This is a genomic window from Paraburkholderia sprentiae WSM5005, from assembly GCF_001865575.2.
Classification (GTDB): Bacteria; Pseudomonadota; Gammaproteobacteria; order Burkholderiales; family Burkholderiaceae; genus Paraburkholderia; species Paraburkholderia sprentiae.
Genome location: NZ_CP017561.2, coordinates 2,482,869 through 2,499,555, shown reverse-complemented (window position 1 = coordinate 2,499,555; position 16,687 = coordinate 2,482,869). Strand labels below are relative to the sequence as shown.

Here is a 16,687-nt window from a genome sequence, read left to right as displayed (position 1 = left end):
CTTCTCAAAGTTCCGAGTTGACCGGCAATAAGGAGAATAGACCGGTTAGCGCATTCCGGTAAAAACCGGCCTGCGGATCGAAAATGTAGGTGCGTATCTGGCCGTTCTCGACGTCGGTCCACACCAGCGGTGACAGCGGCGCGCCGATCGAGCGCAAGTAAGCCAGCTGGGTCGAGTCGGCGAGCGTCACGTGGTAGCTGTGATCGGGCTGGGTGGCGCGCTCGAAAATGCGAGCGACCTGCTTGGCGAGTTCGGGGCTGTGGATCACGAGTGCGAGCTCGGTGTTCAGATTGGCCGAGCGCGGGTCGAGGTTCATCGAGCCGATCACGAGAATCTGGTGGTCGATCACGTAAGCTTTCGCGTGCAGGCTCGCGCGCGACTGCGAGCCGACCAGCGCCACGTTCGGCGTGTCCTGATACGGCCTCAATTCGTACAGCTCGACGCCTGCCTTGAGCAGCGGCACACGGAACGGGCTGTAGCCGGCCTGCACGGCGACCGCGTCGGTGGCCGCGAGCGAGTTGGTCAGCACGGCGATGCGGATGCCGCGATGCGTGAGCTCGCTGGCTGCCTGCACGCCCGAGGCGTGCGGCACGAAGTAGGGCGACACGATCAGGAAGTCGTGGTGCGCGTCGCGCATCAGTTCGCGCAGCCGCGCGAGCGGCGGGCTCACATAGTCCGGCGACGGATGCGCGATCTTCTCCGGCAGATCGGCCTTGAATTCCGCGCTCGCCCACGTGAGGCCGAGCTGCCCGCTCGTGATCTGCGCGGCGAGCGGCGTCGCGTTCAGCGGTTTGGCGTTGTAGGGATCGGCGTTGGTGCGCCAGTGGTGGCGCAGGTCGTCGCGGGTCTGGTCGAGTTCTTTACGGTCGAATTGCTGCTTGTTCAGCGCGCGCAGCGGATAGGCGAGGTCACTGTTCCAGTAGTCGTCGAAACTCGCGGAGACGTCGGCGACGATCGGGCCTGCCGCGAGCACGTCGAGGTCGCGGAACTGCAGCGTTTCGCTCGCGCTGAAGTACTCGTCGCCCAGATTACGCCCGCCGACGATCGCGAGCTGGTTGTCCACGATCATCGCCTTGTTGTGCATGCGGCGCGTGAAGTGGTCGATCTGTGTGAACAGGTTCGTGGTGCGCTCGAACATGCCTTCCTGCGCGCTGCCGAACGGGTTGAACACGCGAATCTCGATGTTCTCGTGCGTGTTCAGCCCCGCCATGATGCGGTCGATGTCCTTGAAGTTCAGATCGTCGACCAGCATGCGCACGCGTACGCCGTGATCGGCCGCGTACAGCGCGGCGCCGAGTAGCAGCTTGCCGGTGGTGTCCTCGTTGGCAATGTAGTACTGCATGTCGAGGGTTTTGGTCGCCGCGCGCGCAAGCGCGATGCGCAACTGCAGCGCGTCCGTGCCGTTCGGCAGGACGCGAAAAGCCGACTGCCGTGGATGCTTCGCCTCGAGCGGCGCGAGCGCCTCGCGCAGCGGCGTAGCGGCGGTGGCGGGCAGCGCGTGCGTGACCGCGCGGTCGAACGCGGTGGCTGGCGGCCTGGTCGCGCAGGCAGTCAAACATGCCGCCGCGCAACTGAGCAGGAAAAGTTGTCTCGTTGTGCTGATGATGGAGCGGCGGCGCGCGGCCCGCCGATGTTGTTCGAATTGGCCCTGCACGCTGTTTTCCCCTTGTTTGCAAGCTTTTTGCGTGACGACAGCGAAGGCCTACTGCGCTGTCGAGAAAACCATTCTAAGGGAATTGGGGCGCGTATTAATCGTGTTCCGCGCACGCAAGCGAATGCCGCTCATTTGGTCGGGGCGCCGCGGTTCAGTGATCCCGTACCTGATGCAAACCGCGGCGCGCAGAGCGACTTCAGACGCGTTCGGCGTGCAGCGCGCGCTCGCCATCGGCGTGCGTCGAGCCTTTGGCCGGGCGGCCCGCCCACACTCCCGCGAGCAGCGAGCCCGACAGGTTGTGCCAGACCGAGAACAGTGCGCCAGGCAGCGCAGCGAGCGGCGTGAAATAGAGCTTGCCGAGCGTCGCGGCGAGTCCGGAGTTCTGCATGCCGACTTCGATCGCGAGCGTACGGCAGACGGCTTCGTCGAAACCGAGCAGGCGGCCGCCCCAATAGCCGCCCAGCAGGCCGATGCCATTGTGCAGGACGACGCCGACCATCACGAGGAGGCCCACCGACGCGATGCTCTTCTGCGTGCCGCCCACCACCGCGCCGATGATCAGCACGATCGCGACCATCGACACGAGCGGCAGAATCGGTTCGATCTTGCGCACGAGCTTGCCGAACAGACGATTGACGATGAGACCGACGACGATCGGCAGCGCGACGATCTGCGCGATGCTCGTCAGCATGCCGCGCACGTCGACGACGATCGACGCGTCGACGTAAAGCCGCGTGAGCAGCGGGGTCGCGAATACGCCGACGAGCGTCGACAGCGCGCTGATCGTCACCGACAGTGCGACGTCGCCGCGCGCGAGATAGATCATCACGTTCGACGCGGTGCCGCTGGCGACGCTGCCGACCAGCACCATGCCGGCGGTCAGGTCGGGCGGCATGCGCAGCGCCTTCGCGATACCCCATGCGGCGAGCGGCATCACGAGGTAATGCAGCACGATGCCGGCGATCACCGGCGCGGGGCGCGTGAAGACGCGCAGGAAATCGGCGGTCGAGAGCGTGACGCCCATCGCCAGCATGATGATCGTGAGGAGCGCGGTGACGTGCGGCGCGACGCCGGAAAACGAGGCCGGCGAACAATACGCGGCGACCGAGACGAGCACGGCCCAGAGCGGGAACAGGCGGGTGATGCGGGCAAGCATGGCGAGTGGTCCTTGGTTATGTTGTGTCGCGACAAGCGGGGGTGCGGCGGCGTGGCAGGGCCACGTGCGCAAGCGCTCGCGTGGCGCGGCGGCATTTTACCGTTGGCCGGGGCGTGCTTCACGAGTGGCGCATAGCGCTCGTTCGCTCAGACCGACCGCGCCGGCGGCGTGACCGATGCCGCTGTCGGCGTACGGCGCAGGCTCAGCCTGTGAAAGCGCAGGGTCATCAACAGCGCGACGCTCGCGAGGCCTGCCGCGAGACCCCACCACAAGCCGCGCGCGCCGAGGCCGGCGTGAAACGCGAGCAGATAACCGGTCGGAAACCCGATCACCCAGTAGCCGAACGCGGCGGCGATCATCGGCACGCGCGTGTCCTTCAGGCCGCGCAGACAACCGGAGCCCACCGCCTGCATACCGTCGACGATCTGGAAAATCGCCGCCACGCCGAGCAGCGAACTGGCGAGCGCGATGGTCGGCGCGTTGGCCGGGTCGTCGAGATGCAGATACAGGCCGACGATCCAGCGCGGCGCGGTGATCAGCACGAGCCCCGACATCGACATGAAGCCGACACCGAGCGCGAGCGCCACGAAGCCCGCGTGGCGCGCGGCGAGCGGCTGACCGGCGCCGGCCCAGTAGCCGACCCGCACGTTGGCCGCCTGGCCGATCGACAGCGGAACCATGAAGGCGACCGATGCGACGTTCAGCGCGATCTGATGCGCGGCTAGTTGCGATTCGCCGAGCAGGCCGACCATCAGGCCAGTGGCAAGGAACAGCGTCGACTCGACGCCGTAGGTGATCGCGACCGGCCAGCCGATGCCGAACAATTCGCCCATCAACGGCAATTTCGGCCGCGTCGCGACGACGAAATGCCGGAAGCGCGGCCGCAGATGCAGCAGCGCCATCAGCACGAGCGCGGTCAGCCACACGGTGATCGTGGTCGCGGCCGCCGAGCCGAGAAAGCCGAGCCGCGGCAGCCCGTACGCGCCGTGAATCAAGCCGTAGTTCAGGAAGCCGTTCACCCCGACGCTGACGATCGACACCCACAACAGGCGCCGCGCCGCGCCGATCGCCGGCAGGAACGAGCGCATCAGGCCGACGCCGATCAGGCTCGCGGGTGCGCCCCAACGCAGTACCGCCGCGTATTGGCCGACGTTGTGCGCGAGCAGACCCGGCTCGCCGAACGCACCCAGAATGTGCGATGCGAACGACAGCAGGATGAACGCCGGCACCGACAGCAGCACCGACAGCACGAAACCGGTCCAGTAGATATGCGGCACGCGGCTGTCGTCCTGCGCGCCGCGCGCGTGGGCGACGCTGACACTGACCGAGGTCAGCACGCCCTGCAATAGCGTGACGACGACGAAAAAGAGGTTCGCGCCGAGGCCGCCGGCGGCGAGCGCATCGGGGCCGAGCGAGCCGAGCAGGATCGTGTCGGTGACGCTCATCGCCATCTGCGAAAGTTGCGCGATCGCGAGCGGCGCGGCGAGCCGCGCGGTGTCGACCGCGTGGCGGGATAGGGTGGGCGGCCGGCTGGCCGTTCGGGCGAAGCTGGGTTGCGTCATCGGATGCCTGGCGGCGAAAGGTGGCAACAGGGGTGGCGACAGCGAAGGGGCGGGAGCAAGCGGGGGCGCTGCATCGCGCTGCGTGTGCCACAGGGCGGTGCGCGGGCCGGAAAATCCGCGGCGCGGCGGCGAGCCGGTCAGCCGACTTCGCGCCCGTGGCGCGGTCCGTCGTTTACCTGTCGAAACCGACAGCTTATTGCCTCGCCCGGCCGATGTCGATGGACGACGCACAATGCTGGTGCGCGGCGTGCTGCGAATTTCCGGACTGCCGTCAGGCTTCGTGGACCGCGATCCGCGTATCGCCGAGCAGCACGACCTGGCCCGCGCGGATCTTGCAGGTCTTACGCGTCTCGACCCGGCCGTCGACCATCACGGCGCCGTCCGCAACCATCATCTTCGCGGAGCCGCCGCTGTCCGCGAGGCCGGTGATTTTCAGCAGATTGTGTAGTTCGACGTATTCGCCGGTGAGTGTGAAGTTCAGATTCGGCATGGCGTTTGCACCTTGGGGCACAGGGTCGGGCTAGGGGTTCGCATCATAAGGCAAGTGCACGCGGTGCGGCGCCGCGGGGCCGCCCCGCTTGGGCCGGAGTGATCCCAACGAGCCCGCAAGCAAATGAAAGCAGATGTTATTCGGTTGTCGGAAAGTGAAACCTTCCGTAACGCTGGTCGCATCGAAAGGATTTCGCTCATAAAGTGGGCTTCAACAGCGAAGCCCGCTGAATCCAGCGACGCACACACCGGCGGGGCGCGCGGCACAGGCCTTCGTCGCAACGCCAGAGAGTGCGCTCCTGTCCCGACAATGCTAGAGAGGATAGCCATGACCCAGATTCGTTCGCTCCTGATCGGTACCGCCCTCACTGCTTTTACCGCGACGGCCGCCGTCGCGCAGACCGCGCAGCCGGCAGCAGGCCCTGGCGCTCAGGCGCAGATCCAGACCCAAGGCACCGCCGAGATGGCGCCGCCGTCCGCAGCTGGCGCACAGCGCTTGCAGGCGCCGCCCGCTGCGCAAGGCATGCAGCAAGTCCCGGGCGCGCCTGCCGCGCAAGGCGTCGAAGCTCCGCCGCCGGCCCGTTTGACGGCTTCGGGCTCGACCGACCCGCTCGTGCAGAGGCGCGACGCCGACGCGAAGGCCAACGCCGAGTATCGTGCGGCGAAAAAATCCTCGAAAGCGGAATTGAAGGCGCAGCAGAAGGCCGCAAAGGACCAGTACAAGGAGCAGGTGCGCGGCGCGAAGCTGAACCAGAAGGCGGACAGACAGACCGCCAATGACGAAATGAAGATGAACATGCAAGGGCAGGCTGCCGCGCAGGCCGATGGCGCGGACGTCAAGCATTAAACCGGGCTCGATGCGGCGGCGCGTGAGTGGCGAGGCTCGCGCGCCGCGGGTGAGTTTCGCTTAACCAGTTTTACGTCAGGGAGATCGCAGATGAACATCAACCATTCGACCCGAAACCGGATTTACGCCGCGCTGATCGTAGGTTGCCTGTCGTCGGCCGGGTTCGCGCAGACGGCCACGCCGGCCGCGGCGCCCACCACGCATGCGGACAAGAAGGCCGCGAAGGAACAGGCGAAGGCCGACAAGAAAGCCGCAGTCGCCCAGGCGAAGGCGGACAAGACCAAAACCGACGCGCAGGCCGACGCCGACAAGGCCAGCGCTGAGGCCAACGTGAAGGACGCGAAGAAGCAGTAGCGCGCGGCGTCGACCGGCAGGCGGGCATCCGCCGGTCAACCTTTCACTCATACACGTAGGCGCTCAAAAAAGGGCGCTTGTCGCATGGGGTTGTATGGATATACAGTGTGCGTCGCATCCTGAAATCCCTCCAACCCGCAAAACCGACCCGTGTCCACCGTCGCCGAATTCGCTCCGTCGTTCGATACCGCCGCCTGGCTCGCGAAGCTCAACGCCGCCCAACGCGAAGCCGTCGAATACGGGACCGACACGCCGGACGCGCCGCCCGGCGCGCTACTCGTGATCGCGGGCGCCACCACCGTCGGGGCCCGCGCCGCGCTCGCGCAAGGGCTGACGTGGGCGGGCACGTTTCATAGCGTCGGCGCGCGGCTATTGCGCGAATACGCGGATCTGATCGGTCTCGCGCCCGCGTTCACGATCAACGACCGCGAAGACTCCGCCGATCTGATGAACCTCGTGCGCCACGAGCTCGGGCTGTCCGCGAAGGAGCGGCGCTTTCCGGCGAAGGGCACCTGCTTTGCGATCTACTCGCGCGTCGTCAACACCGGCGCATCGCTCGGCCAGGTGCTGGAGCGCGCGTTTCCGTGGTGTCGCGAATGGGAGGAGGATCTGCGCCGGCTGTTCGCCGCCTACGTCGACGCGAAACAGAAACAGAGCGTGCTCGATTACGACGATCTGCTGCTCTACTGGTCGCACATGGCCGCGGAGCCCGCTATCGCGGCCGATCTGTCGGCGCGCTTCGATCACGTGCTGGTCGACGAATATCAGGACACCAACCGCCTGCAGGCGTCTATCCTGTTCGCGCTGAAGCCGGACGGCCGCGGCCTGACCGTGGTGGGCGACGACGCGCAATCCATCTATTCGTTTCGCGGCGCGACCGTGCGCAATATCCTCGACTTCCCCGCGCAGTTCGAGCCGCCGGCGAGACAGGTCACGCTCGAGCGCAACTATCGCTCGACCGAGCCGATTCTGGCCGCGTCGAACGCGGTGATCGAACTCGCGAGCGAGCGCTACACGAAGAATCTGTGGACCGACAAGGCGTCGGCGCAGCGCCCGCGCCTCGTCACGGTCGCCGACGATGCCGCGCAAGCCCGCTACGTCGTCGAGCAGGTGCTCGAAGCGCGCGAGCAGGGCGTGAAGCTGAAGTCGCAGGCGGTGCTGTTTCGAGCCGCGCATCACAGCGCCGCGCTAGAGATCGAACTCACGCGCCGCAACATCCCGTTCGTCAAGTTCGGCGGGCTGAAATTTCTCGACTCGATCCATGTGAAGGACGTGCTCGCGGTGCTGCGCTGGGCCGAGAATCCGCGCGACCGCGTCGCCGGCTTTCGGGTCGTCCAGCTGCTGCCGGGCGTCGGCCCGGCCACCGCGGCGAAGCTGCTCGACGACATCGTCGCGCGCGCGGGCGGCGGCGATCCAGTCGCGACCGCGGGCGGCGTACTGGCCGCTTTTGCGGCGCCCGCGCGCGCGCGGGAAGACTGGCATCCGTTCGTCCGGCTGATGTCGAGTGTGTATGGGCGGCAAACCCCGTGGCCCGCCGAGTTCGAGATGGTGCGGCGCTGGTACGAGCCGCACCTCGAGCGCAATCACGACGACGCCGCGATCCGTCACGCGGACCTGCTGCAGATGGAAAGCATCGCGGGCACGTATGCGTCGCGCGAGCGTTTCCTGACCGAGCTGACGCTCGACCCACCCGATGCCACCAGCGACGAATCCGGCGTGCCGCTGATCGACGAGGACTACCTGATCCTGTCGACGATCCATTCGGCGAAGGGCCAGGAGTGGCGCAACGTGTTCGTGCTGAACGGCGTCGACGGCTGCATTCCGTCCGATCTCGGCACCGGCAGCGACGAGGAAATCGACGAGGAGCGGCGCCTGCTCTACGTGGCGATGACGCGCGCGAAGGAAGACCTGCATATCGTCGTGCCGCAGCGCTTTTACGTGCACAACCAGACGCATCTGGGCGACCGGCATGTGTGGGCGTCGCGCACCCGCTTCATCGCCACGCCGATGCTGCCGCTGTTCGATGCCTACGCATGGCCGCGCGTGCCGGTGGCGAGCGCGCCGAGCGCGGCAGGGCTCGCCGCGGCCGCGCAGGCGAAGATCGAGATCGCGGCGAAGCTCAGAAAGATGTGGGATTGAGCGGGGCGCGGCGCGTTGCGGCTGACGCGCGGGTGCGCGTCAATACACGCTCAGCGCGACTGCCGCTGCTGTTGCTGCGCGACCGGAGACGGCGGCACGAAGAAATTGCGCAGCCATGCCGCGAGCCGCGAGAACACGTCGTACGGCTCCTCGACGAAAATCTCCGGCTTCAGGAGCCGCAGATACTCCATGATCTGCTGCGCTTCCTGCTTCTGGAACGTGCCGTGCGAAATGCCGAGCCGCAACAGCCCGCGCAGTTCGCCGAGCTTCTCGCGAGCGGTGCTGCCCACGCTCGTCTCGCACGCGACCTTCGCCTCGTAGACGCGCTGGCGCAGCGATTCGACGAGCCGCCACGCCGGCGTCTGCATCACTTCCTCGAGCGACTGGATGTCCTGCACCGTGCTCTTGATCTGCGAGGCGAGCGGGTCGACCAGCGTCGCGTCGCCTTCGGCTTCCTTGACGATCGCGGCCGCCCACTCGCGGCATTGCTTGGTGAGCTCCTCGGGCGTCCATTCCGAGCGCGCCGCGAAACCGAAGCCAAACTCGCTCGCCTGCCGCATCAGGATCGACACGACGTCCGGAAACTCCTTGTCGAGCGTGCGTTTGGCCCATGCGTACTGACCGCCCTGCAGCATCCGCTGCACTGCGTGCTCGGTGAGCGGCACCATATTGTCGAGCAGCTTCGCGCGCAGGAAATCCTCGAACGACGGCGTCGCGAACTGCGGATCGAGCTTCAGCGAGACCCGCAAAAAGGCCTCGAAGTCCTTGCGCAGCGACGCGACGGTCTCGTCCTTGAGCTTCAGGGTGATTTGACCCATGTGTTATCCCGTTTAATGCGGCCGCGCGCGGCGCGCCGTCGCAAGATCGCCCGGCCACTCACGGACCGACGCGACGCGACGCCGGCTGCCGACGCGCTTGATTCCAACCTGTTGCCGCGTAACCAGCGGGACGACTCCCGATGAGCGGACCTCGACTGCATATCGGCGGGGTGGCGGGAAACTTGAGGGTCGGCCGGCGACGTGGCGCGGTGTCGACGGACCGCGGATCAGTTGCTGAGCACGAAGGAGGAGTGCGCTTACTTCAGCACCGCCCACTGCCAGACGAAGAACACGACTAGACCGATTGCGATCGTCAGCAGCGGCCGGCGCGTCAGCGCACTGACGATGATCGCGGCGAGTGCGCCGACCAGCTGCGGGTTGCGCCAGGTCAACTCGGCGTTGTGGCCGTGCGGCGACACGGCCATCGGGACGATGATCGCGGTCAGCACGGTGACGGGCACGAAGCTGAGCGCGGTGCGCAGAAGCGGTGGGAACACGAGCCGGTCGCCGAGCACGAACACCGCCGCGCGGATCAGCCACGTAATCGCGGCCATGCCGACGATCAGAACGACGTAGTTCATCGCGAGGCCCCCGCGGTGCGGCGCGCGCCGCGCAGGTTCGGACGCGACATCGACAGCAGCACGCCGACCGCGACTCCCGCGAACACCGCGCCTAGCAGGCCGAGCTTGTACGGCCATGCCTGCCAGAAAAACGCCAGCGTGCCGGCGGTGACGGCTGCCGCGAGATAGCGCAGCGCGACCAGTTGCGGCACGACGATCGCGATGAAGGTCGCAACCATCGCGAAGTCCAGACCGAGCGATTGCAGGCCCGGGAAAGCCGCGCCGAATAGCAGGCCGGCGACGGTCCACAGCTGCCAGTTCAGGTACATCGCGACACCGGCGCCGAAGAAATAGTACGGGCCGACCGTGCCTGGCTCGCGATGCCGGTAGTGCTCCCACGCGACCGCGAAGACTTCGTCGGTGAGCAGCGCGCCGAGCGCCCAACGCCAGCGCTTCGGCAGATGCGCGACGTGCGGCGCGAGCGTGGCGCTATACAGCACATGACGCAGATTGACGACGAACGTGGTCGCCCAGATCACGGCGAAGCTCGCATGCCCGGCGATGAGTCCGAGCGCGATGAACTGCGCGGAGCCCGCGAAGACGACGAGCGACATCAGCTGGCCGTGCCACAAATGCAGCGGGCCGGATGTCACGAGCGTGCCGAAAATGACGCCGAACGGCGCGGCGCCGACCATCATCGGAACGATGTCGCGCGCGCCGGCGGCAAATTCTTTGAGATGGCCGGCCCGGGCGGGCGGGCCTTGGGTGGAATCGGTCAATCTACGCCTCCTTGGTTCCGGAAGCATAGCGGCTGACGGGCGGTCGGACTTGTACGTTCTTGCGGCGGGATGGCTGCTGGATGGTTGATTGGCGCCCACGGATTGCAGTGGGACGCTGATAGCGCGTGGTGCAGGCGCCGGTGGTGTCGCACGGCGTTACGAGCCGCGCCGCGTTCCCTGCCATTGGCCCGGCGGCACGCCGAACGTGCGCCGGAAATGCCGCGTGAAATGGCTCTGATCGGTGAAGCCGCTCGCGGCGGCGACGTCGGTTACCGGTACGCCGGCGCGCAACGGTGCGAGCGCGCGTTGCAGGCGCACTTGATTGCGCCACGCGTGAGGCGGCAGGCCCGTCGATCGCGTGAACAGCCGCGCCGCATGGAACGGCGACAGACCCGCCGCCCTCGCGAGCTCAGCCAGCGTCACCGGTTCGACGAGATCGCCGCTCAGACGCTCCTGCATCAGTGCGACGCGGGTGTCGTCGGTAGCGACGCGCGCGTAAGCGGGGCGCGTCTGCGCGTAGCGGACCAGCAGCGTGGACAGTGCGTCGAGCATCGCGGCTTCGGCGGCGAGCGCGTCGTCGCCGGCCTCGAGCAGACGGTGGGCGCGCGCGAGACGCGTCGCGAGATCGGCATCGCGGATCACGCCGGGCGCGAACCAAGGCAAGCCTTGCGGCTTGCCGGCGACTTCGTCGGCAAGCGCGCGGAGAAACTCGACCGGCGCGTACATCACGCGATACCGCCAGCCGGCCTCGACCGCCTTCGACCCAGTATGCAATTCCCCCGGATTGATGACCGGCACGCTGCCCGCTTCGGCGACATGGTTCTCGCCGCGATAGCGGTAGCACTCCGCGCCCGCGACGATAACGGGGATCGTGTAGGCGTCGTGCCAATGCGGCGCGAACTCGTGGTCGTGATATTCGGCGGTGAGCAGATCCGCGCCGGGCAGAAGCGGCGTGCGCCAGTACCGGGCGGAATCGCGGAAACGAGGGATGGCGGTCATGACGAAAGTTCGGCTGGACCGGCCAGTTTAGCGCGTCGTGGTCGTGGTCGCGGTCCGGGACGATGGCGGCGCGCCGGCGGGAGAGCGCCGCGCGCCGCTCGCACCGTCGATCGCCCGTCCTTGCCCTTACTTGACCGGAATCGTCGTGCCGGCAGGCATCGGCACGGCGCTGACGCTGTTTTTCGCGCTGCCGCTGACCACGCGGTCGCTGTACGTCAGGTAGACGAGGGCGTTGCGCTTCGTGTCGGCCACGCGCACCACATGCAGCGACTTGAAGATCAGCGACATGCTGACCGAGAACACGTCGTCCTTCGGCTTGACCGGGCCGGTGAAATGCAGCTCCCCGACCTGGCGACATGCGATCGACGCCTCGGTCGGATCTTCGGCGATGCCGAGCGTGCCTTTGACGCCGCCGGTCCGCGCGCGCGACACGTAGCAGGTGACCCCACGTACGACGGGATCGTCGTACGCTTCGACGACCACGCGGTCGGAGCCGGTAACGTGAAAATTCGTGTTGACGCTGGCGATTTCTTCGCCGTGCGCCGAAGCGAGCAGCAGTGCGCCGACGGTCGCGAGCGCGATGCGTAGCGAGGTGGATTTCATGAGCGTGCCGGTTAAGTGCCTGGAGTGGGCCGGCGCCAGAGCCGAGTGAAACGTGCGCCGTTAATCCGCCATCCTATAACGGCGCACCGCGCGCGGGAGGCTATGCATCGGGCCGCAATAACAAAAAGGCCCGCACGGATGCGGGCCTTTCACATTTTTGGCTCCTCGACCTGGGCTCGAACCAGGGACCTACGGATTAACAGTCCGGCGCTCTACCGACTGAGCTATCGAGGAACAGCAGTACAACCTGATCTACATAAAAAAACCCGTCTTGGTTAACGGGCTTTTGCAATTCTTGGCTCCTCGACCTGGGCTCGAACCAGGGACCTACGGATTAACAGTCCGGCGCTCTACCGACTGAGCTATCGAGGAACAGAACAACAACAGCAGAGAAGCGAAATTTTAGAGTCAGCTTACACGTCTGTCAATACCTCTGCGTTCACCACGATATTAAATCCGAACGGCCAACGCAGGTGACAGGTGGCCGGACTCAGCGCGCGAGCAGCGCCAGCTTTTCCTTCACATCCTTGAATTCGTCGGCTTCCGGCAGCGGCGCCTTGGTCTTCGTGATGCTCGGCCACCCTTTGGCCAGGTCGGCGTTCAGCGCGACGAAGTCCTGCTGGTCGCCTGGCACGTCTTCTTCGGCATAGATGGCGTTCACCGGGCACTCGGCCACGCACACGGCGCAGTCGATGCATTCATCGGGGTCGATCGCGAGGAAGTTGGGACCTTCGCGAAAGCAGTCCACCGGGCACACATCGACGCAGTCGGTATAGCGGCACTTGATGCAGCTTTCGGTCACAACGTGGGTCATTCAGGCAGCTCCTGCATGCGGAATCGGGGAAGGCGCGGACGCCAAAAAAGCTATTGTAACGTAACGTCAACAGGCGCATAAAGCACCGCGCCGGGCGTCTTATATATGTTTTTGTGATTAGTTTATGGCGTGCCGCGAGCGGCCCCGAGGAGCCGGCGAGGGCCCGGTGGCACGATGGCTGCGGCGCATTCGGGTAACATGCGTCAGGTTGGCGCGCCGCTCGCTCAGCGCGTCGGTTGCAAGGGTGCCGTGAGCCCTTTTTCGTTTTTTCAGCGGTCCAGTTCGCACCATCATGATTATTACTTCGCTGCTCGATACCGATCTGTACAAGTTCACGATGATGCAGGTGGTGTTGCATCACTTCCCCGCCGCGAACGTGGAGTACCGCTTCCGCTGCCGCACGACGAACGTCGATCTGGTGCCGTACATCGACGAGATTCGCGACGAAGTGCGCAAGCTCTGCGAACTGCGTTTCACCGACGACGAACTCGACTACCTGCGGCGCATGCGCTTCATCAAGGGCGACTTCATCGAGTTTCTCGCGCTGTTCCATCTGAACGAGAAGTACATTTCGATCACGCCGTCGGCGAAAGGCAATGGCGAAATCGACATCGACATCAAAGGGCCGTGGCTGCATACGATCCTCTTCGAGATCCCGGTGCTCGCGATCGTCAACGAAGTGTATTTCCGCAACACCCAGCAAACGCCCGACTATCACGTGGGCCGCGTCCGTCTGCTCGACAAGATTCAACTGCTGGGCGCTCGTCCGGAGTTCGCCGACTGCAAGATCGCCGATTACGGCACGCGCCGCCGTTTCTCGAAGCAATGGCACGAGGAGGTGATCCTCACGCTGAAGGACGGCCTCGGCGAGCAGTTCGCCGGCACGAGCAACGTCTTTTACGCGATGAAGCACAGCCTGACACCGCTCGGCACGATGGCGCACGAGTACCTGCAGGCTTGCCAGGCGCTCGGTCCGCGGCTGCGCGACTCGCAGATCTTCGGCTTCGAGATGTGGGCGAAGGAATATCGCGGCGACCTCGGAATTGCGCTCTCCGACGTCTACGGCATGCAGGCGTTCCTGCGCGACTTCGACATGTACTTCTGCAAACTGTTCGACGGCGCTCGCCACGATTCCGGCGATCCCTTCGACTGGGGCGAGCGACTGCTCGAACACTACGAGGCGAATCGCTGTGATCCGCGCACGAAGGTCCTCGTGTTCTCCGACGCGCTCGACATCCCGAAGGTGCTGCAACTCTACGAGCGCTTCCGCGGCCGCTGCAAGCTCGCGTTCGGCGTGGGCACCAATCTGACCAACGACCTCGGCTACAACCCGCTGCAGATCGTGATCAAGATGGTTCGTTGCAACGGTCAGCCGGTCGCCAAATTGTCGGACTCGCCGGGCAAGAACATGTGCGAGGACAAGGCATATCTCGCGTATCTGCGACAGGTGTTCGGCATCGCGCAGTCGGCAGAAGAAGCGGCGAAGTAGCGCGCTTCGCGGCCTGATTTCAGTTCCTTGCCAGTTCATGGTCTGCTCGCATTCGGGGGCGTGACGAACAGTGTCGCTGTGCTGTCGACTGGCGGCAATATGCCGTTCGGCCAGGCTGTTCGCGTGGAGGGCGGCCGGTATAATCCTCGCCATATCGCACGGCCGTCGACACGAGGATTTCGCCCATGGACACATCGATTGCCCGCCGCAACATCCTGGCGCGCATCCGCGCCGCGCAAGGGCGCGAGCCCGAGCCGAGCGCCGCCGAGCGCGAAGCCGCGGCGGACTATCTCGCGCGTCATCCAGCAGGTCCGCGTCCGGAGATGCCCGCCGATCTGCGCGCGCGCTTCATCGAAGAAGCACAGAAACTGGCGACCACCGTCGACACCGTTCAAGCCCTCGCCGATGTACCCGCCGCCGCGCATCGCTATCTGACGCAGCACGGCTTGCCGTTGCAGGCCATCGCGTGGCAAACGCTGCGCGATCTGCCGTGGGCCGAAGCCGGCCTTGCCGTCGAATTTCGCAAACCGCAAGACAATGACGTGGTCGGCCTCACCGGCTGCTTCTGCGCGACCGCGGAGACCGGCACGCTCGTGTTGCTGTCGGGTCCCGAGACGTATGCGTCGGCAGGACTGCTGCCGGAGACGCACATCGCGATCGTGCCGGGCTCACGCATCGTCGCGGGTCATGAAGAGGCGCTCGACCTGATCCGCAAGGAACGTGGCGAGCTGCCGCGCGCGGTTAATTTCGTGTCGGGGCCATCGCGCACCGGCGACATCGAGCAGACCATCGTGCTGGGCGCGCATGGCCCTTACCGGGTGCATGTGGTCGTCGTGCAGGATGCTTGAACGCGTCGCGCGGCGGCGAGCTAACGCATACGCGACACACACGGTATCTGTCGAGTGTGCGGTTGCAAGCCGTCGCGCGGCCTGTATCGGCATGAATTCGCGGGCTGGCCGCGCGGGCCTGTGGCTCGCCGTTGCCTCGATGGCCGCGCTGTGCTCGCCGTCAGCGCAGGCCGCGACGCTCGACGGCGCGCGTTTGTCGGCGCTGTGGGGCTTGCCCTTCGCGGGTATGCTGCTGTCGATCGCGATCGTTCCGCTGATCGCGCCCGCCCTCTGGCATCACCACTTCGGCAAGATCGCCGCGGCGTGGGCGCTCGCCTTCATCGCGCCGTTTGCCGTAAGCTTCGGCGCGAACGCGGCGCTCGGCGCACTCGCGCATGCGATGCTCGACGAGTACATCCCGTTCATCATCCTGCTGACCGCGCTATATACCGTCGCGGGCGGAATCTGCGTGCGCGGCAACCTGCGTGGCACGCCGCGCCTGAACACCGCGATTCTCGCGCTCGGCACCCTGCTCGCGAGCGTGATGGGGACGACCGGCGCTGCGATGCTGCTGATCCGCCCGTTGCTGCGCGCAAACGACAATCGCCGCCACGTGACCCACGTGGTCGTGTTCTTCATCTTCCTCGTCGCGAACATCGGGGGCGCGCTGTCGCCGCTCGGCGATCCGCCGCTGTTCCTCGGCTTCCTCGAAGGCGTGAGCTTTTTCTGGACCACCACGCATCTCGCGCTACCGATGCTGTTCGTGAGCGGCATGCTGCTCGCCGCTTTCTTTGCGCTCGACTCGTACTACTTTCACCGGCGCGAAGAGGTGCGTTCAGCGTTCCTCGATCCGACGCCCAGTGGCGCGCCGCTCGGTATCGACGGCAAGATCAATCTTGTGCTGCTCGCCGCGGTGATCGCGCTCGTGCTGATGAGCGGATTGTGGCGCCCGCACGTCGCGTTCGACGTGTTCGGCACGCACGTCGAGTTGCAAAACACCGTGCGCGACGTAGCGCTGATCGTCGTCACGCTGCTGTCGCTCGCCTTGACGCCGCGCGCGGCCCGCGCGGGCAACGACTTCAACTGGGCGCCGATCGAGGAAGTGGCCAAACTGTTCGCCGGCATCTTCGTGACGATCGTGCCGGTCATCATGATCCTGCGCGCGGGACAAGCCGGCGCGTTCGCGGGCGTCGTTCATCTGGTCAACGACCCGGCTGGCGAGCCGCGCGACATCATGTACTTCTGGGCCACCGGCCTGCTATCTTCGTTTCTCGACAACGCGCCGACCTACCTCGTGTTCTTCAACCTGGCCGGCGGCGACGCGCAGACGTTGATGGCCACCGGCGCGACCACGCTCGCGGCGGTTTCGGCCGGTGCCGTGTTCATGGGCGCGAACACCTATATTGGCAACGCGCCGAACTTCATGGTGAAGGCCATGGCGCAATCGCGCGGTGTGCGCATGCCGAGTTTTTTCGCCTATCTGGGGTGGTCCGGCACCGTGTTGCTGCCGCTGTTCGCGCTGACCGGCTGGCTCTTTTTTGGACGCTGACTCTGCAACGCCGAGGCAATCCCTCGACGTGCGATACGGAGACTTGCA

16 protein-coding genes and 2 tRNA genes are annotated in these 16,687 nt (G+C 65.9%); 6 read left to right on the top strand and 12 right to left on the bottom strand.

Annotation, left to right across the window (positions count from 1 at the left end; genetic code table 11):
* Positions 1-4: 4 nt before the first annotated feature.
* The 4 genes from BJG93_RS11400 to BJG93_RS11385 all read right to left on the bottom strand — a co-directional run bounded on the left by BJG93_RS11400 (position 5) and on the right by BJG93_RS11385 (position 4,862).
* The gene (locus tag BJG93_RS11400) at positions 5-1,606 is read right to left on the bottom strand and encodes a phospholipase D family protein (RefSeq protein WP_051374482.1); all 1,602 of its coding nucleotides are present in this window, start codon (positions 1,604-1,606) and stop codon (positions 5-7) included.
* 244 nt (positions 1,607-1,850) lie between these two features.
* A complete protein-coding gene (gene panS, locus BJG93_RS11395) occupies positions 1,851-2,810 on the bottom strand; it encodes a ketopantoate/pantoate/pantothenate transporter PanS (RefSeq protein ID WP_027198382.1) in 960 nt (319 codons plus the stop codon).
* A 146-nt stretch (positions 2,811-2,956) separates the two neighbouring features.
* Positions 2,957-4,372 carry an MATE family efflux transporter gene (locus BJG93_RS11390; protein WP_027198381.1) on the bottom strand — a complete coding sequence of 472 codons (1,416 nt, stop codon included), beginning with the start codon at positions 4,370-4,372 and terminating at the stop codon, positions 2,957-2,959.
* Positions 4,373-4,643: 271 nt separating this feature from the next.
* Entirely contained in the window at positions 4,644-4,862 is a 219-nt protein-coding gene (locus BJG93_RS11385; RefSeq protein ID WP_027198380.1) for an RNA-binding S4 domain-containing protein, read from the bottom strand.
* Between the two features lie 327 nt (positions 4,863-5,189).
* On the opposite strand from BJG93_RS11385, the gene BJG93_RS11380 reads away from it, so the two are divergent.
* The 3 genes from BJG93_RS11380 to BJG93_RS11370 all read left to right on the top strand — a co-directional run bounded on the left by BJG93_RS11380 (position 5,190) and on the right by BJG93_RS11370 (position 8,201).
* The gene (locus BJG93_RS11380) at positions 5,190-5,708 is read left to right on the top strand and encodes a hypothetical protein (RefSeq protein WP_027198379.1); all 519 of its coding nucleotides are present in this window, start codon (positions 5,190-5,192) and stop codon (positions 5,706-5,708) included.
* A gap of 90 nt (positions 5,709-5,798) precedes the next feature.
* A complete protein-coding gene (locus BJG93_RS11375) occupies positions 5,799-6,062 on the top strand; it encodes a hypothetical protein (RefSeq protein ID WP_027198378.1) in 264 nt (87 codons plus the stop codon).
* A gap of 150 nt (positions 6,063-6,212) precedes the next feature.
* Positions 6,213-8,201 (top strand): ATP-dependent helicase, encoded by a 1,989-nt coding sequence (locus BJG93_RS11370; RefSeq protein ID WP_027198377.1) that lies wholly within the window; start codon positions 6,213-6,215, stop codon positions 8,199-8,201.
* 50 nt (positions 8,202-8,251) lie between these two features.
* Here BJG93_RS11370 and BJG93_RS11365 read toward each other — a convergent pair whose 3' ends face one another.
* From BJG93_RS11365 to fdxA, 8 genes are all read right to left on the bottom strand, one after another.
* The gene (locus BJG93_RS11365; RefSeq protein WP_027198376.1) at positions 8,252-9,019 is read right to left on the bottom strand and encodes a DUF4088 family protein; all 768 of its coding nucleotides are present in this window, start codon (positions 9,017-9,019) and stop codon (positions 8,252-8,254) included.
* A 257-nt stretch (positions 9,020-9,276) separates the two neighbouring features.
* Positions 9,277-9,600 (bottom strand): AzlD domain-containing protein, encoded by a 324-nt coding sequence (locus BJG93_RS11360; protein ID WP_027198375.1) that lies wholly within the window; start codon positions 9,598-9,600, stop codon positions 9,277-9,279.
* Positions 9,597-10,358: an AzlC family ABC transporter permease gene (locus BJG93_RS11355; protein WP_027198374.1), complete on the bottom strand. Its 762-nt coding sequence runs from the start codon at positions 10,356-10,358 to the stop codon at positions 9,597-9,599. The genes BJG93_RS11360 and BJG93_RS11355 overlap by 4 nt, the downstream gene beginning before the upstream one ends.
* 156 nt (positions 10,359-10,514) lie before the next feature.
* On the bottom strand, positions 10,515-11,357 hold the full coding sequence (locus BJG93_RS11350; protein WP_027198373.1) for a helix-turn-helix transcriptional regulator: 843 nt from the start codon (positions 11,355-11,357) through the stop codon (positions 10,515-10,517).
* Between the two features lie 126 nt (positions 11,358-11,483).
* Positions 11,484-11,960 carry a CreA family protein gene (locus BJG93_RS11345; RefSeq protein WP_027198372.1) on the bottom strand — a complete coding sequence of 159 codons (477 nt, stop codon included), beginning with the start codon at positions 11,958-11,960 and terminating at the stop codon, positions 11,484-11,486.
* Between the two features lie 158 nt (positions 11,961-12,118).
* Positions 12,119-12,194, bottom strand: a tRNA-Asn gene (locus BJG93_RS11340).
* A 62-nt stretch (positions 12,195-12,256) separates the two neighbouring features.
* A tRNA-Asn gene (locus BJG93_RS11335) sits at positions 12,257-12,332 on the bottom strand.
* Positions 12,333-12,450: 118 nt separating this feature from the next.
* Entirely contained in the window at positions 12,451-12,774 is a 324-nt protein-coding gene (gene fdxA / locus BJG93_RS11330) for a ferredoxin FdxA (RefSeq protein ID WP_027198371.1), read from the bottom strand.
* A 292-nt stretch (positions 12,775-13,066) separates the two neighbouring features.
* Between fdxA and pncB the strand changes: the two genes are divergently transcribed.
* The 3 genes from pncB (at position 13,067) to BJG93_RS11315 (ending at position 16,639) form a co-directional block, all read left to right on the top strand.
* On the top strand, positions 13,067-14,263 hold the full coding sequence (gene pncB / locus BJG93_RS11325; protein ID WP_027198370.1) for a nicotinate phosphoribosyltransferase: 1,197 nt from the start codon (positions 13,067-13,069) through the stop codon (positions 14,261-14,263).
* 185 nt (positions 14,264-14,448) lie between these two features.
* A complete protein-coding gene (locus BJG93_RS11320; protein WP_027198369.1) occupies positions 14,449-15,111 on the top strand; it encodes a LutC/YkgG family protein in 663 nt (220 codons plus the stop codon).
* Positions 15,112-15,202: 91 nt separating this feature from the next.
* Complete coding sequence (locus BJG93_RS11315; protein WP_051374419.1) at positions 15,203-16,639, top strand: sodium:proton antiporter; 1,437 nt, start codon at positions 15,203-15,205, stop codon at positions 16,637-16,639.
* Positions 16,640-16,687 lie beyond the last annotated feature (48 nt).